Raw genomic sequence first — 26,252 nt, forward strand, 5'->3', positions numbered from 1 at the left:
AGAACTTGTTATCGGGCCGCAGCGAGCACTTCGGCATCCAGCAGCGCATTGCGCACCGGCGCGAAGCTGCGGCGATGATGTGGCGTAGCGCCGTGCAGCGCCAGCCGCTCCATATGCAGCGCCGTTGGGTAGCCCTTATGCTGGGCGAAGCCATACTGCGGGAACAGGAGATCCAGCTCTGCCATTTCTTTGTCGCGCGTCACTTTGGCGATAATCGACGCGGCGCTGATTTCCGCCACCAGGCTGTCGCCTTTGACCACCGCCTGCGCGGGCATCGGCAGCGCCGGACAGCGGTTGCCGTCGATCAGCACGAAATCCGGCACGATCGCCAGGCCCGCCACGGCGCGCTGCATCGCCAGCATGGTGGCGTGCAGAATATTCAGCTGGTCGATTTCTTCCGGTTCCGCGCGGCCCAGGCTCCAGCTTAACGCCTTCTCTTTGATCTCATCGAACAGCGCCAGACGGCGTTTTTCCGACAGCTTCTTCGAGTCGGCCAGGCCAACGATCGGTTTTGCCGGGTCAAGGATAACCGCAGCGGTCACGACCGCGCCGACTAACGGGCCGCGGCCTACTTCATCCACGCCAGCAATCAGGCTGGCCTGGGGATAGATAAAACTCATTAACACAGCTCCAGTACGGCGGCGGCGGCCTGCTCGTCGGCATTCCAGCGAATTTGGTGATGCAGTTCGGTAAAGGTCGCCAGCAGGCGATCGCGGGTTTCGCCCTGCGCCAGCAGCGGTTCCAGCGCGGCCGCCAGCTGTGCCGGCTGGCACTCATCCTGCAACAGCTCTTTCACCAGCTCGCGGCCGGCTAACAGATTTGGCAGCGAGACGTAGTCGGTTTTCACCAGGCGCTTCGCCAGCCAGAAGGTAAAAGGCTTCATGCGGTAGCCTACCACCATCGGGCATTTCGCCAGCATACACTCCAGCGCGGCCGTGCCGGAAGCGAGCAGCGCCGCATCGCTGGCGATCATCGCCTGACGGCCTTTGCCATCCAGCAAATGCATTGGCAAATCGGGCGCGACTTCCGCTTTTATCTTTTCGAACTGCTCGCGACGCCGTGGATTCACCAGCGGCACCACGATTTCAAGATTGGGCCATTTGGCGCGCAGCAGCTCTGCAGTGCGCAAAAAATCGGCGCTGAGCATTTCTACTTCCGCATTGCGGCTGCCCGGCAGCAGCGCCAGGCAGGGCACCCCTTCCGCAATACCCAGCTCCAGCCGCGCGGCGCGCTTGTCCGGCTCGATCGGCATCGCATCGGCCATTGTATGACCAATAAAGCGACAGGGAACGTTATAGCGATCGTAAAAGGCTTTTTCAAACGGTAAAAACGCCAGCACCAGATCGGTCGAGCGACCAATTTTGAAGACGCGCTTCTGTCGCCACGCCCATACGGACGGACTAACGTAGTGGATGGTGCGGATCCCGCGCTGCTTCAGGCGCCCTTCCAGCGTAATGTTAAAGTCCGGCGCATCGATGCCGACAAAGACATCCGGTTTAAGCTCGCTGAAGCGCTGCGTCAGATCGCGGCGGATCTTCAGCAGGCGCGGCAGGCGTTCCAGCACTTCCACGACGCCCATCACCGCCAGCTCTTCCATCTCGTACCAGGCTTCGCAGCCTTCAGCCTGCATCAGCGGCCCGGCTACGCCGACAAAGCGCGTATCCGGGTGCTTGCTCTTCAGGGCACGGATCAGACCGGCACCAAGAATATCGCCGGAGGTTTCTCCGGCGACGAGGGCTATCGTTAATGGCTGAGGCATGGCTTAACGGATCAAACCCCGGGTAGAACGGGCGAAGAAATCGAAGAACGGCTGCACTTCAGGATGCTCGCGAGCGATGTCGGCGATTTCCGGCTTCGCTTCGTCCAGCGTTTTACCGCTGCGGTAAAGTACCTTATAGGCGTTGCGGATCGCGTGCAGTGCTTCTTTACTGAAGCCGCGACGCTGCAGGCCTACCAGGTTGATGCCGAACGGCGTGGCGTGGTTGCCCTGCGCGATCACGAAAGGCGGAACGTCCTGGGCAACGCCGGAACAGCCGCCGACCATCACGTGCGCGCCGATGATGCAGAATTGATGAACGGCTGTCATCCCGCCAATAATGGCAAAGTCATCCACGGTGACGTGACCGCCAAGCGTAGCGTTATTGGCGAGAATGCAGCGATCGCCAATTACGCAGTCGTGCGCAACGTGCACGTTAACCATCAGCAGGTTATCGCTGCCGACTTTGGTCAGGCCGTCCGCCTGCGAGGTGCCGCGATGGATGGTGACGCTTTCGCGGATGCTGTTGCGATCGCCAACTTCCACGCGGGTCGGTTCGCCAGCATACTTCAGATCCTGGTTGACCTCGCCGATGGACGCAAACTGGTAAATCGTGTTGTCTTTACCAATCTTCGTATGCCCATTGACCACCACGTGCGATTTCAGCACGGTGCCTTCGCCAATCTCAACGTTAGCGCCGATAAAGCAAAACGGGCCAATATGCACGCGAGCGCCAATGACGGCGCCCTCTTCAATCACTGAACTGGGGTGGATAACAGCAGTTTCATCAATCACGAATTACGCCTCCCGGCTGCGCGCACACATCATGGTTGCTTCGCAGACAATTTTACCGTCAACGGTCGCCACGCCTTTAAAGCGGGTCAGACCACGGCGGGTTTTCTCGAAGGTGACTTCCATAATCATCTGATCGCCTGGTACGACCGGACGCTTGAAGCGAGCTTCATCGATGCCGGCAAAATAGTACAGCTCGCCCGGCTCAAGTTTGCCCACGCTTTTAAACGCCAGAATACCGGTCGCCTGCGCCATGGCTTCTAAAATCAGCACGCCTGGAAAAATCGGTTTACCAGGGAAATGGCCCTGGAAAAACGGTTCGTTGACCGATACGTTTTTTACCGCACGCAGAAACTTATGTTCCTCAAATTCCAATACGCGATCGACCAGCAGAAACGGATAGCGGTGCGGCAGCAGTTCAATAATCTCTTCAATTTTCAGAGTATGAGTTTCAGTAGTCAAAATACTCTTCCTGTCCTAAAAATTCTGATGGCATCAATAACACGGCCTGCAACGAGAGCATCGTCCGCAGGCCGCAAATCAGTTTCCGTGCACCAGCCTTCCATGCTTAGCATTCTTTTTATATTCCACAAGGTGCAGCGGAATAGTGAAGGCGGTTCAACAACCAGACGCTCATTCCGCGCTGACTTTACGCTCAACAGCTTTTAAGCGCTTGCTCATCTCATCGATGTTCATGACCAGCGCGGCGGTTTTACGCCAGTTTTTATTCGGTTGCAGCGGGATCCCGGACGAGTATACCCCAGGTTGGGTGATTGGTCGCATAACCATTCCCATCCCCGTGACCGTCACTTTGTCACAAATTTCCATGTGGCCGTTGATCACGCTGGCGCCGCCAATCATGCAGTAGCGGCCGATTTTCAGGCTGCCCGCCATGATTACGCCGCCTGCTACCGCGGTATTGTCGCCAATCACCACGTTGTGTGCAATCTGGCACTGGTTGTCAATGATAACACCATTCCCAATCTGAGTGTTATCCAACGCGCCGCGATCGATAGTGGTACAGGCGCCGATTTCAACGCGATCGCCAATAATGACCGTACCCAGCTGCGGGATTTTCACCCAGTTGCCGCGATCGTTCGCGTAACCAAAGCCGTCCGCGCCGATAACGGTGCCGGACTGGATCAGGCAATTTTCGCCGATCTGTACTTCGTGATAGACGGAAACGTTGGCCCACAGGCGCGTGCCCGCGCCAATACGGGTGTTTTTACCGATAAAGCAGCCGGCGCCAATCACCACGTTATCGCCCAGCTCTACGCCGGATTCGATAACGGCGTTCGCGCCGACGGAAACATTTTTACCCAGCTTCGCCGTAGCGTCGATAACTGCGCCTGGCGCAATATTCGTCGCTGGCTGCGGCGTGGTGTCCAGAATCTGCGCCATACGCGCATAGGTCAGGTAGGGGTCTTTCACCACCAGAGCGGCGCTCTGGCAAAATTCTACGTCCGCCGCCTGCAGCACCACGGCGGAAGCCTTACAGGCTGCCAGCTGTTCGCGATAGCGGCTGTTGGAAAGAAAGGTGATTTGACCGGATTGGGCGGATTGCATAGAAGCAATGCCGGAGATGACGATATCGCCATCTCCGTGCAAATCTGCATCCAACTGCTGGGCTAAATCAGCCAGTCGAATTGAAGACATTGATTATTTAACCTGTTTCAGAACATCAGCAGTGATGTCTTTGGATGAGCTGGCGTAAGCCACGGCGTTGGCATCGACCACGACGTCGTAACCTTCGTCAGCCGCGACTTTTTTCACTGCATCCTGAATACGGCTCAGGATTTTGTTACGCTCTTCTGCCTGACGGCGACGGTTATCCTGCTCGAAAGCCTGGGCTTTGCTGGAGAAGGTTTCACGCTGCGCCATCACGTCTTTTTCCAGACGGCTGCGCTCGCTTGCTTTCATGGTAGAACCGTCACGCTGCAGACGCTGCATTTTGGTTTGCAGATCGCGTTCCATTCCCTGCAGTTCAGTCGCACGGCCTTTAAACTCATTTTCAAGCTGTTTCGCAACTGTCGCACGCGCCGGTAACTGTTGGAAAATGCTGGAAACGTTTACCACTGCAATCTTGTCAGCGGCCTGAGCGCCGGCGGAAACCGCCAGAGCGAGAGAGAGGCCTGCGGCACACAACAACTTTTTCACTATAAACTCCTTACCATCAACGTTTGTGTCCAGGACACATGTGTTGCGCGTTAAGGCAGCGCGAGGCTGCCAGTGAACGGCGCGATACTCGCGGTATGACACCGCGAGCGTTGAGAAAAGTCAGACAGCGCTTTTCTCAAAGTTTGCAAAGCGTAGCAGCTTACCAGGTTTTACCGATATTAAACTGGAACTGTTCGGCTTTATCACCATCATATTTCTTGAACGGCTGAGCGTATGAGAACACCAGCGGCCCCAGTGGTGACATCCACTGCAGCGCCAGACCGGCCGACATACGAATATTGCTCGGCTCGCTGTAGTCCGGAATGCCTGCCGCGCGCGTTTCTGCGGTGTTTTCCCATGCGGTATCCCACACGGTACCGGCATCGACGAACAGCGAGGTACGCACGGAATTCGCATATTTCTCGCTAAGGAACGGCGTTGGCGTGATCAGCTCGGCGCTGGCTGTTGCCATCGCATTACCGCCGACCGCATCGTTGGAATCACACAGCGTTCCCGTTGAGCAGGTGCTGGAGTTGTTATTGTAGTAAGCCGCCTTCGGACCAATGGTGTTGGAGCGGAAACCACGTACGGTGCTTGAGCCACCCGCATAGAAGTTTTCGTAGAACGGCAGTTCTTTGCCGCTCAGTCCATCACCATAGCCTACACGACCACGACCCAACAGCACCCAGGTACGATCCTGATTCAGCGGCAGATACTGCTGCGTATCCAGCGTCGCTTTATAGAAGGCGTTGTCCGAGCCTGGAATAGTGATTTTACCATTCAGGTTGGTACGGTTACCCGAGGTTGGGAAGAAGCCGCGGTCCAGCGTGTTGTACGTCCAGCCGTAGTTGAACGTGAAGTCGTCTGCGGAATAGTCAGCGTCTTTGTTCAGATCCGGGTTCTGATCCACGGAGCGCAGATAACGGAACATGGCGATCTGCGGCTGCATGTTGGACAGGTCGTTATGGACATAGCCCAGACCCACGCGCAGCGTGTTGTTCTCGTTAACCGGGAAGCCCAGCGTACCGTCCAGACCATAGCTTCTGTTGGTATAGTCAGACAGATCCGCGTCATCCGCTTTAAAGTCGTTATAGAAGACACGACCGCCCAGGCTGACGCCATCAACCGTAAAGTACGGATCGGTCAGCGAGAATTCAGCATAGGTCTGATAATCGTTTTTGGTGCCGCTGATGCCGACGGTATTACCCGTGCCCAGCCAGTTTTCCTGCGTAACGCCGACCTGGAAGCTGACGCCGCTTTCCGTACCGTAACCCACGCCGAAGTTAAAGGTACCGGTGTTGCGCTCTTTGACCTTGTAGACCACGTCTACCTGATCGGGTGCGCCAGGCACGCGCTGCGTATCGGTTTCCACCGTTTCAAAGTAGCCGGTACGATTCAGACGCTCTTTGCCCTGCTCGACCAGATCGCTACCCAGCCACGCGCCTTCCATCTGACGCATTTCGCGACGCAGTACGGAATCTTTCGAGGTATCGTTGCCTTCAAAACGCACTTTACGCACGTAGTAACGGTTGCCCGCATCCACGTTAACGTGCAGCTTCACGGTTTTATCCGCGTCGTTGATTTCCGGCTGCGTCATCACGCGCGGATAGGCATAGCCGTAGCGACCGAACATCTTCTTGATGTCGTCTTCCATTTTGGTGACTTTGGCACCGTTATAGAGTTCGCCCGGCTGGATTTTGGACAGGGATTCAACTTCCGCCGAGTGTCCTGCCATGCTGCCGTTCACCACTACGCCGGAAAGCTTGTACTGATCGCCTTCGTTAATATTGATGGTGATATAAATGCCTTTTTTATCCGGCGTCAGGCTGACCTGGGTGGAGTCGATATTAAAGCGCGCATAGCCACGATCCAGATAGAAGCTGCGCAGGGTTTCCAGGTCGCCCGCCAGTTTCTGCTTCTGATATTTACGGTCGCCGACCAGGTTCCACCATGGCACTTCATCACGCAGCTGGAAGCGCGAGATCAGCTCGTCCGAGCTGAAGGCTTTATTGCCGACCACGTTGATCTGCTGAATTTTCGCAGACACGCCTTCGGTAAAGACCAGCTTCAGATCGACGCGGTTACGCGGCAGCGGCGTAACAACGGCCTTAACGCTGGCGCTGTATTTACCGACGCTGTAGTAGAAATCCTCCAGCCCTTTCTCGATAGTCGAGATAGTGGTGCGGTCCAGGGCTTCGCCCACCCGCACGCCGGACGCTTCCAGGTTCTGCTTGAGCATGTCATCCTTCACCGCTTTGTTACCGGAGAAGGTGATGCTGGCAATGGTCGGACGCTCTTTCACCTGAACGATCAGCGTATTGCCGTCGCGCAGAACCTGAACATCTTCGAAGTTCCCGGTCGCAAAAAGGGCGCGGATGGTATTACTGAGATCATCATCGGAGACGGTATCTCCTACGCGGACAGGCATACTGAGCAATGCCGCCCCGACGGCGACTCGCTGCAGGCCTTCGAAATGGATATCCTTCACCACGAAGCCGTCTGCCGCGTATACGGTGGCGCTGCTAAACAGCAGCGACGCTATGAGCAACTTTTTCATCGCCATCGTTGTTATGCATTCTTCCTAACTGGTTCTCGCATCAGGCAGGTTTGACCCTGTCAGAGACGCGAGAAATCATTGAATAGTGCAAGCCCCATTAACAGCACCAGCAAAACCGAGCCAATGCGATAACTGAAGTCCTGAACTCGCTCAGACACCGGCCCACCTTTGATCTTTTCGATCGCCAGAAACAGCAAATGTCCACCATCTAATACCGGCAAGGGGAACAGATTGATAATCCCGAGATTCACGCTGATTAGCGCAAGAAACATCAGGTAATAAATCAAGCCATATTCCGCCGACATCCCAGCACCCTGGGCGATAGAAATCGGCCCGCTGAGATTGTTCAACTTCACTTCGCCAACTATCAGCTTGCCCAGCATCGTCACCGTCAACTTCATCAGCTGCCAGGTTTTGACGCTGGCCTCGCCAACGGCCGCAAACGGCCCATACTGGCGAACCGTTTTGTATTCGTCCGGCAGCGGAACGATGCGTGGGATCACGCCCGCAAACCCTTCCGCTTTGTTGCCCGGCTTAACATCCGGCGTCAGCGTCAGGGCCACTGATGCACCCTGTCGCTCAACTTCAACCGCCAGCGGCCTGCCGGGATTATCGCGAACCTCGGCGACAAACTGCTGCCACTGCGCCAACGGCTGACCCCCGACTTTAACGATCCTGTCGCCTGCTTGCAAACCTGCTCTGGCCGCAGCGGAGCCGGACTGGATTTCTGCCAGCACGGTTTCAACCTGCGGACCGCGAGGATGAATGCCCAGCGACGCGACCGGATCCTCCCTGTCAGGCGCGAAATGCCAGTTACGCAAATCAAGCCGGACATCCTGAACCTGGCTGGTGCCGAAAGGCGCCACGCTGAGCGTAGTCTGCTGGTCGCCAATTTTCGCTACCAGCGCCATCCGCACAGCTTCCCAGTCAGGCGTTTCGATACCGTCAACGGCCTTAAGTTCCATTCCAGGCGCAATTTGCGCCTCGGCAGCCTGCGAACCGCTCACTATTTCACCAATCACAGGCCGTACGCCAGGCACGCCGATGATAAAAACCAGCCAGTAAGCAAAGATGGCAAACAGGAAATTAGCCAGCGGGCCGGCGCTGATAATAGCGGCGCGCTGCGCGACGGTTTTATTATTAAAGGAGAGATGGCGAAGCTCCGGCGGCACGCTTTCGACGCGTTCGTCGAGCATTTTAACATAGCCGCCCAGCGGGATCAGCGCGATAACATACTCGGTGCCCTGGCTGTCGCGACGTCGCCACAGCGCCTTGCCAAAGCCGACAGAAAAGCGTTCGACTTTGACACCGCAGCGGCGCGCCACCCAGAAATGGCCAAATTCATGCACGGTGATCAGAATGCCCAGCGCAACGATAAAGGCCCCAAGGCTCCAGAGTATACTCAACATAACGTCCCTTATAGCGTGCCGAAAGCCAGCAACAGCAGGCAGGCGAATACCGGCACCGCCGCCGTCAGGCTATCGATACGATCCAAAATACCACCATGACCTGGAATAAGCTGTCCGCTGTCTTTAATGCCCGCTTCGCGCTTGAACATGCTCTCGGTCAAATCGCCCAATACGGAAGCCAGCGTGGCGACAATGGAGCAGGTCAGCAGCGTCACAGGCGATACGCTCAGCGGCGCCCACAGCCCGAACAGCCAGGCGATAATGCCCGTAGTGACCAGGCCGCCAAAAAACCCTTCCCAGGTTTTCCCCGGCGAAACTCTTGGCGCCAGCTTGTGTTTGCCGAACAGACGACCAAACATGTAGGCCCCGGAATCCGCGCCCCATACCAGAAACAGCACGTAGAGCAGCCACCAGGCGCCGGCAAAATGGTCGCTGTCGTAATGGTACTGGCGCAGCGCCACCATGCCCCAGAAAAAGGGCACGATGGTAAGAATACCAAACAGCAGGCGTAAGACACGAGAAGCGCGCCACAGCGATGCCGATGCAGGATAGGTGAGCACCAGCACCAGCGCGACTATCCACCAGCCCAGCGCCGCCCAAAGCGAGCCCGCAATAAGGGGAAGATGCACAGGATGGTAAGCAGGCAGCGTAAACGTCATGAACGCCAGCAGCAGCCCGCACAGAACCGCGAGCCAGACGCGCTGGGAGCTGGAGGCCAGGCCAGCGAACTGACCCCACTCCCACGCCGCCAGCATACAGATAGCCAGCGTGACGATAGCAAAACCGGCAGGCGGCAGCAGAAACAGCGCCGCAATCACAATCGGGATAAGTATCAATGCGGTAATCAGGCGTGACTTCAGCAAGGATTACCCCCAGTGCGCTCAGGCGCCGCCGGGTGCTGCGCCGCCAAAGCGACGCTCTCGTTGTGCAAACGCATTCAGTGCACCTTCAAAAACTTGTTCATCAAAATCAGGCCAAAGAACATCGGTAAAAAAGAACTCCGCATAGGCAACCTGCCACAGCAAGAAATTACTGATTCGATGCTCTCCCCCTGTCCTTATTACCAGATCCACAGGTGCCAGATCGTTGAGACAAAGATGCTGTGCGAGGGTTTCTTCCTCGATCTGATCCGGACGAACCAGACCTTCCTGCACCTGTTCTGCAATTTTCCTGACGCTATGAATAATATCCCAACGTCCGCCATAATTCGCGGCAATGTTCAGGGTAAGTCCATTATTTTGCTGAGTCAGTTCCTCGGCGCGCCGGATACGCTCCTGCAAACGAGCGTTAAATCGGCCCGTATCGCCAATAATTCGCAGGCGTACGTTATGTTTATGGAGGCTTTTCACCTCGCTGTCCAGAGCCCAGACAAACAGCTCCATCAGCGCCATCACTTCCTGCGGAGGACGGTTCCAGTTTTCGCTGCTGAAGGCATACAGGGTCAGCGCATCCAGCTTATTGCTGACGGCAAAGCTTACCGCGCGGCGCACGGACTTTACGCCCGCCTTATGGCCGGTAATGCGCATTTTCCCCTGGTTTTTGGCCCAGCGGCCATTGCCATCCATAATGATGGCCACGTGGCGGGGATTTTCTCCCGACTGGTCATCGGTTTTTATTTGATTTTCGGACGACATAACGCGTAATTATTTCCTTTAATCAGAAATACGACGGTTTCTGAAATAGTTTGCCCGCTTGACGTAAAAAAGCCGTGTCGGCCACGGCAGCTGTCGCTGTATCGCTACGTCGCTTTAAGGACGGGCGCAGATTGTAACACCTCCACCCCTGCCCCACAAACGCACGCTGGTTAGCGTGCGGTTGGAAAACGCGACAAACAGGTTTTCGCCGTAGCGCGCGCGCGCCTGTCGATATCCAGTACCGCCTCCACGCTCTCCGGCTCGCGGCAGGAAAGCGTTTCCAGAACGCTCATATTCACTCGCGCAATATCGGTAAATCGGATTTGCGCATCCAGAAAAGCGGCAACGGCGATCTCATTAGCGGCGTTCAGCGCGGTAGTCGCGGCCTGCCCGGTTTTACAGGCGTCGATAGCCAGCTTAAGGCAGGGATAACGCGCGTAGTCCGGCTCGGCGAACGTCAGGGCGCTCATGCGGGCAAAATCCAACGGTTTTGCGCCGGACTGCACTCGCTGCGGCCAGGCCATTACGTGAGCGATAGGCGTACGCATATCCGGCGACCCCATTTGCGCCAGCACGCTGCCGTCACGGTAGCGCACCATGGAATGGATCACCGATTGCGGATGCAGCACCACTTCCATCTGCGCGTCGGTCGCGTTAAAAAGCCAGCGGGCTTCAATATATTCCAAACCTTTATTCATCATGGTGGCCGAATCAACGGAGATTTTTCGCCCCATCGTCCAGTTCGGATGTGCGCAGGCCTGATCCGGCGTCATCTGCGCCAGGTCCGCCAGCGGCGTTTCACGGAAAGGGCCACCCGACCCCGTAAGAATAATGCTGTCAATGCCATTATCTTGTAGAGAAGCGTATCCTAACTGGCGCTGGAGGGAAGCGGGCAAACTCTGAAAAATGGCATTATGCTCGCTATCGACCGGCAGCAGCTGCGCTTTAAATTCGCTTACCGCCTCCAGAAACAGCTGGCCGCAGGTGACCAGCGACTCTTTATTGGCCAACAGCACGGCCTTACCGGCGCGTATGGCCGCCAGCGTCGGCAGCAGGCCTGCCGCGCCAACGATCGCCGCCATAACCTGATCCACGTCGTCCAGCGCGGCCAGATCGCAGGCAGCCTGTTCGCCGCTCAGCACCTCGGTCGCCACGTTCAGCTCTTTCAACCGCAGCCGTAACGCGCTGGCGGACTTCTCGTCAGCCATGGCCGCATAAGCCGGCCGGAAAGCGAGACACTGTTCCGCCATCAGCCCGACGTTATGCCCGGCCACCAGCGCCTTAACGGCGAACAGATCGGGATTCGCTTTAATGACGGCCAGCGTGCTGGTACCGATTGAACCGGTGGAACCGAGAATGGTCAGTTGCTTCATGAAGGTGCTCTGTGTAGTGACCTGCGACGATAAGTCGCCAGCCAGGGGATTAAATGCAAAACGCCGTAAGACTACCCTCCGAAAAAGGCACCCTGTACGGCGTTAAGTCACGGCGCGGATCGACTCAGAAGTCCATCAGCTCCGCTTCTTTTTCTGCCAGCGCGGCATCGACTTTCTTGATGAACACGTCGGTCATTTTCTGGATATCATCCTGAGAACGACGCTCTTCATCTTCGCTGATTTCTTTATCTTTCAGCAGCGCTTTAACCTTATCGTTGGCATCGCGACGCACGTTACGTACGGAAACGCGACCCTGCTCGGCTTCGCCGCGCACGATTTTAATCAGGTCTTTACGACGCTCTTCCGTTAGCGCCGGAAGCGGCACGCGAATGTCGCTGCCCGCTGAGCTTGGGTTCAGGCCCAGGTCAGAAGCCATGATCGCTTTTTCAACGGCCGCGCTGATCGAGCGGTCAAATACGTTGATTTTCAGCGTACGGGAATCCTCCACGGTTACGCTGGCCAGCTGACGCAGCGGCGTGGCGGAGCCGTAATAATCGACCATGATGCCGTCAAGAATGCTTGGCGACGCGCGGCCGGTGCGGATTTTGCTGATGTGGTTTTTAAATGCTTCCAGGCACTTGTCCATGCGCGTTTCAGCATCTTTTCTGATTTCGTTAATCACGTTGTAACCCTTGAATTCTGGTTAACCTGACAGGCTCAGAAGAGCCTGTTAGCTATCTGTTAGCGTGCGTAACGCACTACAAAGGCAGAATATACCTTATTTTATGTGCTAACGGACATTATTGCGTAATCAGGGTGCCTTCTTTTTCACCCATCACTACGCGGCGCAGCGCGCCCGGCTTGTTCATATTGAAGACGCGGATCGGTAGTTTATGGTCACGGGCCAGCGTAAAGGCGGCCAGATCCATCACTTTCAATTCACGTTCCAACACTTCGGTGTAGCTCAGCTGATCGTACATCGTGGCGTCCGGATTTTTTACCGGGTCGTCAGAGTAAACGCCGTCAACCTTGGTCGCTTTCAGCACGACGTCCGCTTCGATTTCGATACCGCGCAGGCAGGCCGCCGAATCCGTAGTAAAGAACGGGTTGCCGGTGCCGGCGGAGAAGATCACCACGCGGTTGTTGCGCAGCAGGCTGATCGCTTCTGCCCAGCTGTAGTTGTCACATACGCCGTTCAGCGGAATAGCCGACATCAGACGAGCATTAACGTAGGCGCGGTGCAGCGCGTCACGCATCGCCAGACCGTTCATTACGGTTGCCAGCATACCCATGTGGTCGCCCACAACGCGATTCATGCCGGCCTGTGCCAGGCCCGCACCGCGGAACAGGTTGCCGCCACCGATAACCACACCTACCTGAATACCCAGCTCAACCAGTTCCTTCACTTCCTGAGCCATACGATCCAGCACGCTGGCGTCGATACCGAAGCCTTCCGCGCCTTGCAGAGCTTCGCCGCTCAGTTTCAGCAGGATACGTTGATAAACAGGTTTTGCATTGGTCGCCATGGTTTTTTTCCTGGAAGCAGTATTGAGGAGTTAAATCTGCGCTATCATCCCGCGAGTAGTGAGAAAATGCTATTGGGATGAGACTGAAAATTGCCGGATACGGCAGATAAAAAAGAACCGCCGGATGGCGGTTCTGGTCAAACGATTAAGACTGCTTGGACATTGCCGCAACTTCTGCTGCGAAATCGGTCTCGGCTTTCTCAATGCCTTCGCCCACTTCAAAGCGGATGAAGTTAACCACGTCAGCGTTCTGCTCTTTCAGCAGCTGGCCAACGGTTTTAGACGGGTCGATCACGAAAGGCTGACCGGTCAGAGAAACTTCGCCGGTGAATTTCTTCATGCGGCCTTCAACCATTTTCTCTGCGATTTCTTTCGGCTTACCGGACTGCATCGCGATATCCAGCTGAACCTGGTATTCTTTCTCTACCACGTCTGCAGACACGTCTTCTGGCTTAACGAATTCTGGCTTGCTTGCCGCAACGTGCATGGCCAGCTGCTTAACCAGCTCTTCGTCAGCGTTGGTTGCAGAGATCAGTACGCCGATACGTGCGCCGTGCAGGTAGCTGCCCAGCACGTCGCCTTCCAGGGTCGCGACGCGACGAATGTTGATGTTTTCGCCGATTTTAGCAACCAGCGCAACGCGCTCTTCTTCGAACTGCGCTTTCAGCACTTCAACATCGGTGATTTTGCCGGCAACAGCCGCATCCAGCACCTTGTCAGCGAACGCCTGGAAACCGCCGTCTTTAGCAACGAAGTCGGTCTGGCAGTTAACTTCCAGGATCACGCCGTAGTTGCCGTCGATTTTGGTTTTGATCACGCCGTCAGCAGCCACGTTGCCTGCTTTTTTCGCCGCTTTGATCGCGCCAGATTTACGCATGTTCTCGATCGCCAGCTCGATGTCGCCGCTAGCTTCGGTCAGCGCTTTTTTACAATCCATCATGCCAGCGCCAGTGCGCTCGCGCAGTTCTTTTACCAGAGCAGCAGTAATTTCAGCCATTCTCGAATCCTCGGTTAGCTCAGCACCTGCCCGGTTCGCCTGATGGCGCCACAACAGATGCCTGTTTCTCGGGAGAAATATTGCCCCGCCGATGGGTCACCAGCGGCAAAGCGAATTCAAAATAAAGGGGCCAATTAAGGCCCCTTACAGATTAACATCTGATTTTACCCTGACGGGTATAAGGGCTCTCTGTGGAGCAAACCTTATTACTCAGCTTCAGCGAAACTTTCTTCTGCCTGCTGAGCCAGGTCCTGAGAGCGACCTTCACGTACGGTGGTAGCCACAGCGGTCAGGTACAGGCTTACAGCACGGATTGCATCGTCGTTGCCTGGGATGATGTAGTCAACGCCGTCTGGATCAGAGTTGGTATCAACGATAGCGAAAACCGGGATGCCCAGGTTGTTTGCTTCTTTGATAGCGATGTGTTCGTGGTCAGCATCGACAACGAACAGCGCGTCTGGCAGGCCGCCCATGTCTTTGATCCCGCCCAGGCTGTTTTCCAGCTTGGCCAGTTCACGAGCACGCATCAGCGCTTCTTTTTTGGTCAGTTTGTCAAAGGTGCCATCCTGAGACTGAGTTTCCAGATCTTTCAGACGCTTGATGGACTGACGAACGGTTTTCCAGTTGGTCAGCATACCGCCTAACCAGCGATGGTTTACGAAGAACTGGTCGCAGCTCAGCGCAGACTCTTTTACCGCTTCGCTTGCAGCGCGCTTGGTACCAACCATCAGAATCTTGCCTTTACGGGCAGCGATCTTGTTCAGTTCAGCCAGCGCTTCGTTGAACATTGGTACAGTTTTTTCAAGGTTGATGATGTGAACTTTGTTACGAGCGCCGAAAATGAATGGCTTCATTTTTGGGTTCCAGTAACGGGTCTGGTGACCGAAGTGTACACCAGCCTTGAGCATGTCGCGCATGGAAACAGTTGCCATGATTACCTCTGTAAATTGATTGGGGTTAAGCCTCCATGTATCCCATACGACCGACCTCTCGGGCCGCTTGCGCAGCGCTTTAAGGCACCCCGGCGTACGTGTCGATACATGTGTGTTATTTACACATAGTGAGAGTTATGCGTTTCTCTGCAATCTTGCCCACAGAGAATCGTCGGCGCGCTTTATACCATAAAGACGCAGGTGAAGCCAATGATTGTTCGCTTTACCTGCCGCGCCGTAAACGGGAATTGGCAGCGGCCAGGTGGGCTGCTAACATTGCTGCACTTCCTTTATTATTGTCGAAAATAGCGACAGCTGCGGACTAAATTAATGGCAATTACAATCAAAACCCCTGAAGAAATCGCGAAAATGCGCGTAGCCGGTCGCCTGGCGGCAGAAGTGCTGGAAATGATCGAAGAGCACGTCAAGCCCGGCGTCAGCACCGGCGAACTCGATCGCCTGTGCCATGACTATATCGTTAACACCCAGCAAGCCGTTTCGGCCAGCCTGGGCTATCACGGCTTCCCTAAATCCGTTTGCATCTCGGTCAACGAAGTGGTGTGCCACGGTATTCCAAGCGATGATAAAATCCTGAAGGATGGCGATATCGTCAATATCGACGTAACCGTCATTAAAGACGAATATCACGGCGATACCTCTAAAATGTATATCGTCGGCAAACCGACTATCCAGGGCGAACGCCTTTGCCGCGTAACTCAGGAGAGCCTCTATCTGGCGCTGCGTATGGTGAAGCCAGGGATTCGCCTGCGCACTATCGGTCGCGAAATCCAGAAATTTGTTGAAGCACAGGATTTTTCCGTAGTACGCGAATATTGCGGTCACGGCATCGGCAAAGGCTTTCATGAAGAACCGCAGGTGCTGCACTATGACGCGGACGACGGCGGCGTGGTGCTGCAGGCCGGTATGGCCTTTACCATCGAGCCGATGGTTAACGCAGGCGATTATCGCATTCGCAGCATGAAAGACGGCTGGACGGTGAAAACCAAAGACCGCAGTCTTTCCGCCCAGTATGAACACACCATCGTGGTGACGGAAACAGGCTGCGAGATTATGACGCTGCGTAAAGACGATACCATCCCGGCAATCCTGACCGCCGACGCGTAATCTTTGTCAAATAACCCGGCAGGCAGCTTTGCTGCCGGGTCAAAAGCATTGCTCTCTCACCCCGGATCTTTCTTTACCGCTCTCGCTGCCTGCCTTCCATCCAGCCTGACGGGCTTTCTATTCAGCCCAGGGTTTACGAACACTTTTTTTCATTGGACCTGATTAACCTTGTGGTTGTAAATTGCTCAAGGCATGAAAAGTGTAGGGGCATTACCCCGTAGCCTTTCTGCAGGAAGCAGCTAATTTACACAGGGAGATCAAGCAAATGGAAAAGCCATTCCTTTTAGCGCAAACAATTAATAACGAGTTGGGACGCCGTGCCGATTGTGGAGGCCTGTGCCTCTGCTCTGTGGCCGCACGCTGGCCAGAGGAGGAAACGAATCAAGGAGGCAGCTATGGGTTACGCGCTCAGGGATGCACCTTTGAATGACGCCGATCATAAACCCGGACTGCCTGCGCTGCGCTCTTCAGGCGGCGATGGAGGAGGAGGCATGACAGAGAATATCGAACCGCGAGTAAGGAAGCTTGAAAACGATGTCGCCGTAATCAGCCACAATCTTGCTGTGCTTACCGTGCGCTCCGAGAGTTTCGCCACCCACGCCGATGTCGCGAATGTTCGCACTGAAATGGCGACAATGCGCGGCGAGCTTACAGAGCGAATGACATTTATGGGCGGCGAATTTAAAGGCGAATTCATTTCGTTACGAGGCGAGATGGCGCTTATGCGCGGCGAGCTCAAGGAGGAAATGGCCTCGTTAAGGGGCGAGCTGAAAGAGGATATGGCCTCGTTAAGAGGCGAGCTGAAAGATAATATGTCCTCATTAAGAGGCGAGCTGAAAGAAGAAATAGCCTCTTTAAGAGGCGAGCTGAAAGGCGACATCGTTTCGTTGCGGGGCGAAATTCATGAGACGTTACAGAAAGCTATCAACAAGCAAACCGTTCTGTTGCTGACAATTATTCCCGCCACGCTTGCCGCTATTGCCGCCGTCGCGGCCTGGTTTAAATAGCGCTCTGTTCGTTCTCTGACCGCCGACAGTGAGGCAGGCCACTCCCCCATTTAGCCCTCACTCTTTTTATTACCGCTCTGCCAGCCAGCACGGCGGTAAAAATCCCATCTGCTATCTGCCAGTTTCTTTTGATCTCTGGTGCCGGTAAACGCTATTGTCACTGCTTGTCTTTGTGCGGCAGAGAATGCGGGAGCGCTGGCGTGAACACGATAATTAGAGATTACGGGCAGGCATATTCTCCTGCTGAATGGACAGATGCGGAGCTGACGCGCGATACGCTGAAGCAGCACCTTGATGACTTCCAGCAGCGGCTGGGCCAGGCCTTTGACGCCGGAGAAGCCGTTGAGCAGCTTATCGCCGCCCGCACGCTGTTTATCGATCGCCTGCTGCGCCGCCTGTGGCGCTTTTACGGTTTCCCGGAGCAGGAGGATATTGCGCTGGTTGCCGTGGGCGGCTACGGGCGGGCCGAGCTGCATCCTCTATCCGATATTGATGTGTTGATTCTGAGCCGACGGCCGCTTTCCGAAGAGGATGCACAGCGTACCAGCGAGCTGCTGACGCTGATGTGGGATTTGAAGCTGGAAGTGGGCCACAGCGTGAGAACGCTGGAAGAGTGCCTGTTGGAAGGCCTGTCAGATCTTACCGTCGCGACCAACCTGATTGAATCACGCCTGCTGGTCGGCGACGTCGCGCTGTTTCTCGAACTGCAGAAAAACGTTTTCAGCGAAGGTTTCTGGCCTTCCGATCGCTTTTTCGCCGCCAAAATTGCCGAGCAGCAGGAGCGCCACCAGCGCTATCACGGTACCAGTTATAACCTGGAGCCGGATATCAAAAGCAGTCCCGGCGGCCTGCGCGATATCCATACGCTGCTGTGGGTGGCGCGCCGCCACTTTGGCGCCACGTCCCTGGATGAAATGGTCGGTTTTGGCTTTCTGACGCAGGCCGAGCGCAACGAGCTGAACGAGTGTCAGTCCCTGCTGTGGCGTATACGTTTCGCCCTGCATCTGACGCTCAGCCGCTACGATAACCGGCTGCTGTTCGATCGCCAGCTGAACGTGGCGCAGCGTCTGAACTATCAGGGCGAAGGCAACGAGCCGGTCGAGCGCATGATGAAAGATTTTTATCGCGTTACCGGCCGTATCGGCGAGCTGAACCAGATGCTGCTACAGCTGTTCGACGAGGCTATCCTGGCGCTGGGCGAGGATGAAAAACCGCGCGCCATTGACGATGAATTTCAGCTGCGCGGCACCTTAATCGATCTGATTGACGAAACACTGTTCGCTCGCGACCCGGTTGCTATCATGCGCATGTTTTACACGATGGTGCGCACGCCGAATATTACCGGCATCTATTCCACCACACTGCGCCAGCTGCGCTTTGCACGTCGCCAGCTTCAGCAGCCGCTGTGCACGCTTCCCAAAGCGCGGGAGCTGTTTCTGTCCATCCTGCGGCATCCGGGCGCGGTAAGCCGGGCGCTGGTACCTATGCATCGTCACAGCGTGCTGTGGGCCTATATGCCGCAGTGGGGCAATATTGTCGGCCAGATGCAGTTTGACCTGTTTCACGCCTATACCGTGGATGAGCATACTATTCGCGTCCTGCAAAAGCTGGAAAGCTTCGCCAATGAAGCGACTCGTCCACGCCATCCGCTCTGCGTAGAGATTTGGCCGCGTCTGCCGCAGCCGGAGCTGCTGCTGATGGCCGGACTGTTTCACGATATCGCCAAAGGCCGCGGCGGCGATCACTCCGTGCTGGGCGCGCAGGACGCGCTGGAGTTTGCCGAGCTGCATGGGCTGAACTCGCGGGAAACGCAGCTGGTCGCCTGGCTGGTACGTCACCATCTGCTGATGTCGGTGACGGCGCAGCGGCGCGATATTCAGGATCCCACCGAGATCCAGCATTTCGCGGAGGTGATGCAGAACGAAAACCGGCTGCGCTATCTGGTTTGTCTGACCGTAGCGGATATCTGCGCCACCAACGAAACGCTGTGGAACAGCTGGAAGCAGAGCCTGCTGCGCGAGCTGTTTTTCGCTACCGAGAAACAGCTGCGGCGCGGAATGGAACACAGCCCTGATCTGCGAGAACGCGTCCGCCATCACCGTTTGCAGGCGTTGGCGCTGCTGCGTATGGACAATCTGGATGAGCAGGCGCTGCGCGATATCTGGGCGCGTTGCAGAGCGGACTATTTCCTGCGCCACACGCCGAACCAGCTGGCCTGGCACGCTCGTCATTTGATGGAACACGATCTGTCGAAGCCGCTGGTGCTGCTCAGCCCTCAGGCGACACGCGGCGGCACGGAAATTTTTATCTGGAGCCCGGACCGTCCTTATCTGTTCGCCACCGTGGCGGGCGAGCTGGACAGACGCAACCTTAGCGTGCACGACGCGCAGATCTTTACCAGCCGCGACGGCATGGCGATGGATACCTTTATCGTGCTGGAGCCGGACGGCAGCCCGCTGGCACCGGATCGACACGAGGCCATCCGCCAGGCGCTGGATCAGGCTATCGGGCAAACCAGCTTCCAGCCAGCGAGAGTCCGCCGCCAGTCGGCCAGGCTAAAACATTTTAGCGTGGATACCGAAGTGAAATTCTTACCGAGCCATACCGACAGACGCACCTATATGGAACTGATCGCCCTGGATCAGCCAGGTCTGCTGGCACGCGTTGGAGAGATCTTCGCCGATCTGAACGTATCGCTGCACGGCGCGCGCATCAGCACCATCGGCGAGCGCGTCGAGGATCTGTTTATCCTGGCCAACAGCGATCGCCGCGCGCTCAGCCGCGAATTACGCCACGAGTTGCGACAACGGTTGACAGAGGCCCTTAATCCAAACGATAAAGTGTGACCAGGATTTACTTTTACCCCGCTTTCGGGCGCGCGGCCGATTAGCTGCAGGCGCGTCCCGAAACATGATTTGACACAGGAAAGCTTAATTAATGCAACAGTTACAGAGTGTTATTGAGAGCGCCTTTGAGCGCCGCGCCGAGATTACCCCAGCCAATGCCGATACCGTTACGCGAGAAGCGGTTAACCAGGTTATCGCGCTGCTGGACAGCGGCGCGCTGCGCGTGGCTGAGAAGATCGACGGCCAGTGGGTGACGCATCAGTGGCTGAAAAAGGCCGTGCTGCTCTCTTTCCGCATCAATGACAATCAGGTGATTGATGGCGCAGAAAGCCGTTATTACGACAAAGTTCCGATGAAATTTGCCGATTACGACGACGCTCGCTTTAAGAAAGAAGGTTTCCGCGTGGTGCCGCCGGCTGCCGTTCGTCAGGGCGCTTTTATCGCACGCAATACCGTGCTGATGCCTTCTTATGTCAATATTGGCGCTTATGTTGATGAAGGCTCAATGGTGGACACCTGGGCGACCGTTGGCTCCTGTGCGCAGATTGGGAAAAACGTGCACCTGTCCGGCGGCGTCGGTATCGGCGGCGTGCTGGAACCGCTGCAGGCTAACCCGACCATCATCGAAGACAATTGCTTTATCGGCGCGCGCTCTGAAATCGTGGAAGGCGTGATCGTTGAAGAAGGCGCGGTGATTTCTATGGGCGTCTACATTGGCCAGAGCACCAAAATCTACGACCGCGAAACCGGCGAAGTGCACTACGGCCGCGTGCCTGCCGGCTCCGTAGTGGTTTCCGGAAACCTGCCTTCCAAAGACGGCAGCTACAGCCTGTACTGCGCGGTTATCGTGAAAAAAGTAGATGCGAAAACCCGCGGCAAAGTCGGCATCAACGAACTGCTGCGTACCATCGACTAATTCTTCTTCGGGCCGCGCTTTGCGGCCCGTCAGTTTTTCTTTACACGCCCGCCTTAAAAAGATGTTTTCCATAAAAAAATAAGTAATGCTATTGCGCAATAACCAGGCGATAATCCGCGCCAACAAGCGTACAGGTTACCCGCCCCTTTTCAGATTTTCACATATACTCAGCTGAGCACGGGACGAGCAGGCCTGGCAAAAACAGGGAGCAACGTGCCGCCGCAGCGCGGCCGGTAAAAACCGCACCTTGCACCACAGAGTATTTGTAAAGCGCAGCCGAATGACTATTCTCCCGCACAGGAAAAAATCTTATGTATGACAATCTGAAAGGTTTAGGTATCGCCAATCCCGACGACATCGATCGCTACAGCCTGCGTCAGGAAGCCAGCAACGACATTCTGAAAATCTACTTTCGCAAAGACAAGGGTGAGTTTTTCGCTAAAAGCGTGAAGTTTAAATATCCGCGCCAGCGCAAAACCGTGGTGGCCGATAACGTCAGCCAGGGATTCAAAGAGATCCAGGAGATCAGCCCTAACCTGCGTTACGTGATTGACGAGCTGGATCAGATCTGCCAGCGCGATCAGGTGGAAGTCGATCTGAAACGCAAAATCCTGGACGATCTGCGTCATCTGGAAGGCGTGGTAACCAACAAGATCGCCGAAATTGAGGCCGATCTGGAAAAACTGACGCGCAATAGCCGCTAAGCACGCCGTTACTCCCTGCTCTGTTTCCGTTCTTCAATGCGTCAGGGCCTGGCGCATTGGTCACTCTTTTCTAAGCTTCTGCGGCCAACGCTTTAAGGCTCATCATCCAGCTGCAACGCTACGTAAAGCAGCAGCCTGTCGTCAAAACTACTCAGATTCAGCCCCGTCAGCTCGGAAATGCGATTAAGCCGGTATTCCAGCGTATTGCGATGAATATAAAGCGCTTTCGCGGTAGCTGAAGGCTGCACGTTGTGGCTGAACCAGGCGATTAGCGTTCTTCTCAGCAGGCCATTGTTGTCCATGGCCTTCAGCTTTGCCAGCGGTCGGGACAGCTCTCCGGCCTGCCAGCCGCCGCGCAGGCTGTCCAGCAGCACGGGCAACACCAGATCCTGATAGAAATAGCTGCGTTCTTCCGGCATACGCTGTTTGCCTACCAGCATGGTAGTGCGCGCGGTGCGATAAGAGCGGGCGATGCTGCCCGGCCCGGTAAAAAAGTTGCCCAAGGCAATACGCATTCGCAGATGGCCGTTTTCTTTCATTCTGGACTGCAAAAGCGCCACCCGTTTACGGTGGTCTTCCGCGTCAAAGCGACCATGTGAGTTAAAAGCAGGTTTCAACACCACCATCTCGGTCAGCGACACGATGGCGATTAAATTATCCCGCTCTGGCGTGGTAAGCAGCGTTTGCAGCTGCTGCAGTTCCGACATGGCGCTGTCCACGCCAAGCTGGCCGCTGTCGACCTCGACCACTGCCACCACGCGCGGCTGGTTAAGATCGATGCGTAACCGCTGCGCCCATTCGTTCAGCGCCGGAGAAAGCGTGTCGCTGCGAATAAGATTCAGCACCAGCTCTTCGCGCAGACGGCTGTCCTGCGCCAGCATATGTAGCAGTCGCGCCTGTTCCAGCATCATTTCTGCCGTCATGCAAACCAGCTCGCCATAGTGCCGCAGCGATTCCGGCTCGCCGGTCAGGCCGATAACGCCGACGATCTCGCCATCGATACGCATAGGCAGATTGATGCCGGGCCGCACGCCGTGCAGATGTCTTGCTACCGCTTCATCAATATCCACGATCCGTGCCTGAGACAGCGCCAACAGCGCGCCTTCGTGCATTTCTCCAATACGTTCCCGGTCGCCGCTGCCGATGATCCGGCCACGTGCGTCCATCACGTTGACATTGCTGTCAATTATTTTCATGGTGCGGGCAACGATTTCCTGCGCAAGGCGGGCATCAAGATGATAGGTGGCCATCCGTCACTCCTGAAATGTCTCGTCGGGCCAGCATACCTGCAGGCTGGCGTCGCGACATCATGCAAATGCACCAGGCGTGATCCAGAGTGTAAAAATAAGCGGAAAGATGAAAAGGCGTTGTTAAGGGGGATGCTGGCCTTATGGGCCAGCATCCGGCAGGAAGTTACTGCATTAACAAATAGATAGAGGCGTCGCCGCGCAGAATGTTCAGCGCCAGCACGGAAGGTTTGCCGTCGAGGATTTTGCGCAGCTCGCCCAGGTTAGCAACCGCCTGCTGGTTAACGCCCAAAATCACGTCGTCTTTCTTCAGGCCAATACGCGCCGCGGCGGAGCCCGCCTTAACGTCATCGACCTTCACGCCCTTCATGCCTTTTGCATCGTAGTTGCTGAGATCGGCGCCCTCAATACCGACATAGATATTGCCGGAATCGACTTTCGCCTGCGAGCTTTGCTGCAGCTCAACGTTGACCGTCATCGGTTTGCCGTCGCGGATCAGCCCCAACGCCATTTTAGTGCCGACCGGCAGCGATCCGACCTGCGCGCGCAGCGCTGCAAAGCTGGAAATCTGCTTGCCGTTGATGGAAATCACCACGTCGCCCGCTTTTACGCCCGCCTTCGCCGCCGAAGAATTCGGCAGTACCTGGCTGACAAAGGCGCCGCGCTGCGCGTCCACCTTCATTGCTTTCGCCAGCTCGGAGTTCAGCTCGGTGCCCATGATCCCCAACTCGCCGCGTTTCACCTGACCATATTCCACCATTTGCGCCGTCAGGTTTTTCACCATATCGCTTGGGATGGCGAAGCCGATGCCGATATTGCCGCCGTCCGGTGCCAGAATGGCGGTGTTAATGCCGATCAGCTCGCCGTTGAGGTTCACCAGCGCGCCGCCGGAGTTGCCCCGGTTGATAGCCGCATCCGTCTGAATAAAGTTTTCATAGTTTTCCACGTTCAGGCCGCTGCGGCCCAGCGCGGAAACGATGCCGGAGGTAACCGTTTCGCCCAGCCCATAGGGGTTGCCAATCGCCACGGTGTAGTCGCCGACGCGAAGGTTATCGGAATCCGCAATCTTAATCGCCGTAAGGTTCTTCGCATCTTTAAGCTGGATCAGCGCAATATCGGAGCGCGGATCTTTGCCGATCACCTTAGCTTCGTATTTGCGGCCATCGCTCAGCTGCACCTGAATTTTCGTCGCGTTATCGACTACGTGATTATTGGTAACGACATAGCCTTTCTCTGCGTTGATGACTACGCCTGAACCCAGCGCGCGGAATTTCTCCTGTTGGGTATCGGCTCCGCCCTGCGGCCCGCCGCCCTGACACATTGGCGAGCCCTGGAAAGGCGAACCATCCTGACAGAAAGGCGAGTTGCCGCCGAAGAACTGCTGGAACTGCTGAGGTAAACGCGGCGTGCGTACCGTTGTGCTTCCTTCAACGTTGATACTCACTACTGAAGGCATCACTTTTTCTAACATTGGCGCCAGGCTTGGCAGCTGCTGGCTGGAAGAGGAAGCCGTTTCTGCGGCCGTAGCGGTCAGCGGGCCCATGGCCATTCCCAGGCTCAGGGCCAGCGCGCTGGCTAAAAGTGTTTTTTTCATGCGTCTGATTCTCTTCTGTTCTGATAGGCGAAACGTGCAGCGGACGTGCTGGTAAGAGTCATTTTTTAACGCTAAGTTCATGTATAAGTTTCAGCGAAAAGTAAAAAAATATTCTCTGCCTTTACAAACCCGCCGGAAAAAACGCTTATTCCACTGCCATCAAACGACGATATTCGTCCCAGGCATAAAGATCGGTCATGCCGCTGACATAATCCTGCAGCAAACGCGCCCGATAATAACGCTCCCAGAGCAGACGTTCAAATCGCTGTTCGATCTTCAGGTTTTTCATATGCACCGAATAAGCCTTCCGGTGCTTGCCGGATAATTTATGAAACAGACGTGTTTCAATTGGGTAGTCCGGATGGAAATCCTCATTTATCAGCATGTTAAAATCCTGATAAGAAAGCTGTAATAATGGCTTATAAATATCCAGCAGGCCTTTTATAACCCGATAACCCTGCAGCTCCAGCTGTTCGACTTCCGGATGATTAAATACGTGCTTTCTGGCGACTTTTTTAAACAGATTCAGCAGCTGGTTTTCATCGCCGTCATCTTCAAGCAGCGAATGATTAAAACTTCCCTGCCAGATTGGCCCGATATTATCGACAAAGCGTTTAACGGCGTGCTCGACCAATGCGGACTGTACTTTAACGCGAAGCTTCATAAAAAAGGTATCGCTCCGGCTGCGATAACGCTCTTTACTTTGCGCCTCGGTGTAAGCAAAGCCGACAATCTTTACAAAGAGTTCGTCAGAGGTGACCTTTTTGTTTTTTCGCAGCAGCGTCCACTCATCTTCTAAAAACTGATAAAGCTGGTCGACGCTGAAAATCGCTTTTTCTACGGCGTCGTCCAGGTCGGCAATACAATAAGAGATATCGTCGGCGGCTTCCATAATATAGGTCAGCGGAAAACGATGATATTGCTGTGTGTTGGTTGCCCTGAGCAGATCGGCCACGTACTTCTCTTCGGAAAGATAATAGCCTGGCTTTTTCATCAGCGTACTAAACTGCGGCGGTTTTTCGCCCTGAAACCAGGCCGGCGCCGTGTATTTTAAAATGCAGGCAACCTGTACATAGGAAAGATTAAGCTGAAGCAGCGTATGCACCAGGCGAATAGCCTGCGCGTTGCCCTCAAAATGGCAAAGATCCTGACGAAGACGGGCATTCATGGCGAGAAATTTTTCATTCTGCTCGCTGTCATCAACCCCGGCCTCCTGCGGCTCGGTCAGCAGCCCGGGCAAATTCACGCGGAACCAGTCGTTGATCGCCGCCTCGCCAAAATGGCCGAACGGCGGATTACCGACGTCATGCAGCAGGCAGGCCATTTCCACCAGGCTTTCAAAGGCGCCGGTTAAATCGGCCAGGCCGTACTTTTCCAGCCCGCCAGGCTGCTTTCGCAATGCCTGAAGCACCTCTTTCACGATATAGCGGCCGGTCTGTTGCACCTCCAGCGAATGCGTCAGCCGCGAGCGCACGGCGGCGTTTCGCTCCAGAGGAAAGACCTGCGTTTTTTGCTGAAGTCGCCGAATAGCCGCCGAATTAATAATACGTCCGCGATCGCTTTCAAAATGGCGGGTAATATAATATTCGCCTTCGGGCTTTTCGCGGTTATTAAAGGGCCGCTCGAAACTGAATTTCGTCCTGAAATCTGTCGCTGTCATACTAGCCCGCCCTGATGAGT

23 protein-coding genes are annotated in these 26,252 nt (G+C 55.6%); 5 read left to right on the forward strand and 18 right to left on the reverse strand.

Going from position 1 to position 26,252, the window contains the following annotated elements; all coding sequences use genetic code 11:
• Nucleotides 1-8: 8 nt before the first annotated feature.
• The 15 genes from rnhB to rpsB all read right to left on the reverse strand — a co-directional run bounded on the left by rnhB (nucleotide 9) and on the right by rpsB (nucleotide 15,133).
• Nucleotides 9-620, reverse strand: a complete 612-nt coding sequence (gene rnhB, locus QCD69_RS05945; RefSeq protein ID WP_253455182.1) for a ribonuclease HII — start codon at nucleotides 618-620, stop codon at nucleotides 9-11.
• Nucleotides 620-1,759: a lipid-A-disaccharide synthase gene (gene lpxB, locus QCD69_RS05950; protein ID WP_253455183.1), complete on the reverse strand. Its 1,140-nt coding sequence runs from the start codon at nucleotides 1,757-1,759 to the stop codon at nucleotides 620-622. Before lpxB ends, rnhB begins: the two co-directional genes overlap by 1 nt.
• Nucleotides 1,760-1,762: 3 nt before the next feature.
• Nucleotides 1,763-2,551, reverse strand: a complete 789-nt coding sequence (gene lpxA, locus QCD69_RS05955) for an acyl-ACP--UDP-N-acetylglucosamine O-acyltransferase (protein ID WP_253455184.1) — start codon at nucleotides 2,549-2,551, stop codon at nucleotides 1,763-1,765.
• A gap of 3 nt (nucleotides 2,552-2,554) precedes the next feature.
• Nucleotides 2,555-3,010: a 3-hydroxyacyl-ACP dehydratase FabZ gene (fabZ, locus tag QCD69_RS05960; RefSeq protein WP_024965665.1), complete on the reverse strand. Its 456-nt coding sequence runs from the start codon at nucleotides 3,008-3,010 to the stop codon at nucleotides 2,555-2,557.
• 171 nt (nucleotides 3,011-3,181) lie between these two features.
• A complete protein-coding gene (gene lpxD, locus QCD69_RS05965; RefSeq protein ID WP_301251359.1) occupies nucleotides 3,182-4,204 on the reverse strand; it encodes a UDP-3-O-(3-hydroxymyristoyl)glucosamine N-acyltransferase in 1,023 nt (340 codons plus the stop codon).
• A 3-nt stretch (nucleotides 4,205-4,207) separates the two neighbouring features.
• Nucleotides 4,208-4,705, reverse strand: a complete 498-nt coding sequence (gene skp, locus QCD69_RS05970; protein ID WP_125289099.1) for a molecular chaperone Skp — start codon at nucleotides 4,703-4,705, stop codon at nucleotides 4,208-4,210.
• A 160-nt stretch (nucleotides 4,706-4,865) separates the two neighbouring features.
• The gene (bamA, locus tag QCD69_RS05975) at nucleotides 4,866-7,268 is read right to left on the reverse strand and encodes an outer membrane protein assembly factor BamA (RefSeq protein WP_253455186.1); all 2,403 of its coding nucleotides are present in this window, start codon (nucleotides 7,266-7,268) and stop codon (nucleotides 4,866-4,868) included.
• A gap of 53 nt (nucleotides 7,269-7,321) precedes the next feature.
• Entirely contained in the window at nucleotides 7,322-8,671 is a 1,350-nt protein-coding gene (rseP, locus tag QCD69_RS05980; RefSeq protein WP_301251361.1) for a sigma E protease regulator RseP, read from the reverse strand.
• Between the two features lie 8 nt (nucleotides 8,672-8,679).
• Nucleotides 8,680-9,534, reverse strand: coding sequence for a phosphatidate cytidylyltransferase (gene cdsA, locus QCD69_RS05985; RefSeq protein WP_301251362.1), 855 nt, complete (start codon nucleotides 9,532-9,534; stop codon nucleotides 8,680-8,682).
• A gap of 18 nt (nucleotides 9,535-9,552) precedes the next feature.
• A complete protein-coding gene (ispU, locus tag QCD69_RS05990; protein ID WP_253455189.1) occupies nucleotides 9,553-10,305 on the reverse strand; it encodes a (2E,6E)-farnesyl-diphosphate-specific ditrans,polycis-undecaprenyl-diphosphate synthase in 753 nt (250 codons plus the stop codon).
• A 170-nt stretch (nucleotides 10,306-10,475) separates the two neighbouring features.
• Nucleotides 10,476-11,678 (reverse strand): 1-deoxy-D-xylulose-5-phosphate reductoisomerase, encoded by a 1,203-nt coding sequence (gene ispC / locus QCD69_RS05995; RefSeq protein WP_253455190.1) that lies wholly within the window; start codon nucleotides 11,676-11,678, stop codon nucleotides 10,476-10,478.
• Nucleotides 11,679-11,802: 124 nt separating this feature from the next.
• Nucleotides 11,803-12,360: a ribosome recycling factor gene (frr, locus tag QCD69_RS06000; RefSeq protein ID WP_125289093.1), complete on the reverse strand. Its 558-nt coding sequence runs from the start codon at nucleotides 12,358-12,360 to the stop codon at nucleotides 11,803-11,805.
• Between the two features lie 118 nt (nucleotides 12,361-12,478).
• Nucleotides 12,479-13,204: a UMP kinase gene (pyrH, locus tag QCD69_RS06005; RefSeq protein ID WP_253455191.1), complete on the reverse strand. Its 726-nt coding sequence runs from the start codon at nucleotides 13,202-13,204 to the stop codon at nucleotides 12,479-12,481.
• 145 nt (nucleotides 13,205-13,349) lie between these two features.
• Nucleotides 13,350-14,201 carry a translation elongation factor Ts gene (gene tsf / locus QCD69_RS06010; RefSeq protein ID WP_253455192.1) on the reverse strand — a complete coding sequence of 284 codons (852 nt, stop codon included), beginning with the start codon at nucleotides 14,199-14,201 and terminating at the stop codon, nucleotides 13,350-13,352.
• Between the two features lie 206 nt (nucleotides 14,202-14,407).
• Nucleotides 14,408-15,133, reverse strand: a complete 726-nt coding sequence (gene rpsB / locus QCD69_RS06015; protein WP_301251365.1) for a 30S ribosomal protein S2 — start codon at nucleotides 15,131-15,133, stop codon at nucleotides 14,408-14,410.
• Between the two features lie 330 nt (nucleotides 15,134-15,463).
• Here rpsB and map point away from each other — a divergent pair, with 330 nt between their 5' ends.
• The 5 genes from map (at nucleotide 15,464) to QCD69_RS06040 (ending at nucleotide 21,731) form a co-directional block, all read left to right on the forward strand.
• Entirely contained in the window at nucleotides 15,464-16,258 is a 795-nt protein-coding gene (map, locus tag QCD69_RS06020) for a type I methionyl aminopeptidase (RefSeq protein WP_253455194.1), read from the forward strand.
• A gap of 395 nt (nucleotides 16,259-16,653) precedes the next feature.
• Nucleotides 16,654-17,265, forward strand: a complete 612-nt coding sequence (locus QCD69_RS06025; protein ID WP_301251368.1) for a hypothetical protein — start codon at nucleotides 16,654-16,656, stop codon at nucleotides 17,263-17,265.
• Between the two features lie 200 nt (nucleotides 17,266-17,465).
• Complete coding sequence (glnD, locus tag QCD69_RS06030; RefSeq protein WP_253455196.1) at nucleotides 17,466-20,111, forward strand: bifunctional uridylyltransferase/uridylyl-removing protein GlnD; 2,646 nt, start codon at nucleotides 17,466-17,468, stop codon at nucleotides 20,109-20,111.
• 91 nt (nucleotides 20,112-20,202) lie between these two features.
• Nucleotides 20,203-21,027, forward strand: coding sequence for a 2,3,4,5-tetrahydropyridine-2,6-dicarboxylate N-succinyltransferase (gene dapD, locus QCD69_RS06035; protein ID WP_125289086.1), 825 nt, complete (start codon nucleotides 20,203-20,205; stop codon nucleotides 21,025-21,027).
• Nucleotides 21,028-21,338: 311 nt separating this feature from the next.
• On the forward strand, nucleotides 21,339-21,731 hold the full coding sequence (locus QCD69_RS06040; protein WP_253455197.1) for a DUF3461 family protein: 393 nt from the start codon (nucleotides 21,339-21,341) through the stop codon (nucleotides 21,729-21,731).
• A gap of 92 nt (nucleotides 21,732-21,823) precedes the next feature.
• Here QCD69_RS06040 and QCD69_RS06045 read toward each other — a convergent pair whose 3' ends face one another.
• From QCD69_RS06045 to dgt, 3 genes are all read right to left on the reverse strand, one after another.
• Nucleotides 21,824-22,981 (reverse strand): CdaR family transcriptional regulator, encoded by a 1,158-nt coding sequence (locus QCD69_RS06045; RefSeq protein WP_125289084.1) that lies wholly within the window; start codon nucleotides 22,979-22,981, stop codon nucleotides 21,824-21,826.
• A gap of 163 nt (nucleotides 22,982-23,144) precedes the next feature.
• Entirely contained in the window at nucleotides 23,145-24,572 is a 1,428-nt protein-coding gene (degP, locus tag QCD69_RS06050) for a serine endoprotease DegP (RefSeq protein ID WP_253455198.1), read from the reverse strand.
• 145 nt (nucleotides 24,573-24,717) lie between these two features.
• A complete protein-coding gene (gene dgt, locus QCD69_RS06055; RefSeq protein WP_125289082.1) occupies nucleotides 24,718-26,232 on the reverse strand; it encodes a dGTPase in 1,515 nt (504 codons plus the stop codon).
• Between the last annotated feature and the right edge of the window lie 20 nt (nucleotides 26,233-26,252).

Source organism: Erwinia sp. PsM31 (genome assembly GCF_030433775.1).
GTDB lineage: Bacteria > Pseudomonadota > Gammaproteobacteria > Enterobacterales > Enterobacteriaceae > Erwinia > Erwinia aeris.

Excerpts from the sequence above, each read along its gene's own strand:
- rnhB (WP_253455182.1), bottom strand. The coding sequence starts at position 620 with ATGAGTTTTATCTATCCCCAGGCCAGCCTGATTGCTGGCGTGGATGAA.
- lpxB (WP_253455183.1), bottom strand. The coding sequence starts at position 1,759 with ATGCCTCAGCCATTAACGATAGCCCTCGTCGCCGGAGAAACCTCCGGC.
- lpxD (WP_301251359.1), bottom strand. The coding sequence starts at position 4,204 with ATGTCTTCAATTCGACTGGCTGATTTAGCCCAGCAGTTGGATGCAGAT.
- bamA (WP_253455186.1), bottom strand. The coding sequence starts at position 7,268 with ATGGCGATGAAAAAGTTGCTCATAGCGTCGCTGCTGTTTAGCAGCGCC.
- rseP (WP_301251361.1), bottom strand. The coding sequence starts at position 8,671 with ATGTTGAGTATACTCTGGAGCCTTGGGGCCTTTATCGTTGCGCTGGGC.
- ispU (WP_253455189.1), bottom strand. The coding sequence starts at position 10,305 with ATGTCGTCCGAAAATCAAATAAAAACCGATGACCAGTCGGGAGAAAAT.
- ispC (WP_253455190.1), bottom strand. The coding sequence starts at position 11,678 with ATGAAGCAACTGACCATTCTCGGTTCCACCGGTTCAATCGGTACCAGC.
- pyrH (WP_253455191.1), bottom strand. The coding sequence starts at position 13,204 with ATGGCGACCAATGCAAAACCTGTTTATCAACGTATCCTGCTGAAACTG.
- tsf (WP_253455192.1), bottom strand. The coding sequence starts at position 14,201 with ATGGCTGAAATTACTGCTGCTCTGGTAAAAGAACTGCGCGAGCGCACT.
- rpsB (WP_301251365.1), bottom strand. The coding sequence starts at position 15,133 with ATGGCAACTGTTTCCATGCGCGACATGCTCAAGGCTGGTGTACACTTC.
- map (WP_253455194.1), top strand. The coding sequence starts at position 15,464 with ATGGCAATTACAATCAAAACCCCTGAAGAAATCGCGAAAATGCGCGTA.
- QCD69_RS06025 (WP_301251368.1), top strand. The coding sequence starts at position 16,654 with ATGGGTTACGCGCTCAGGGATGCACCTTTGAATGACGCCGATCATAAA.
- dapD (WP_125289086.1), top strand. The coding sequence starts at position 20,203 with ATGCAACAGTTACAGAGTGTTATTGAGAGCGCCTTTGAGCGCCGCGCC.
- QCD69_RS06040 (WP_253455197.1), top strand. The coding sequence starts at position 21,339 with ATGTATGACAATCTGAAAGGTTTAGGTATCGCCAATCCCGACGACATC.
- QCD69_RS06045 (WP_125289084.1), bottom strand. The coding sequence starts at position 22,981 with ATGGCCACCTATCATCTTGATGCCCGCCTTGCGCAGGAAATCGTTGCC.
- degP (WP_253455198.1), bottom strand. The coding sequence starts at position 24,572 with ATGAAAAAAACACTTTTAGCCAGCGCGCTGGCCCTGAGCCTGGGAATG.
- dgt (WP_125289082.1), bottom strand. The coding sequence starts at position 26,232 with ATGACAGCGACAGATTTCAGGACGAAATTCAGTTTCGAGCGGCCCTTT.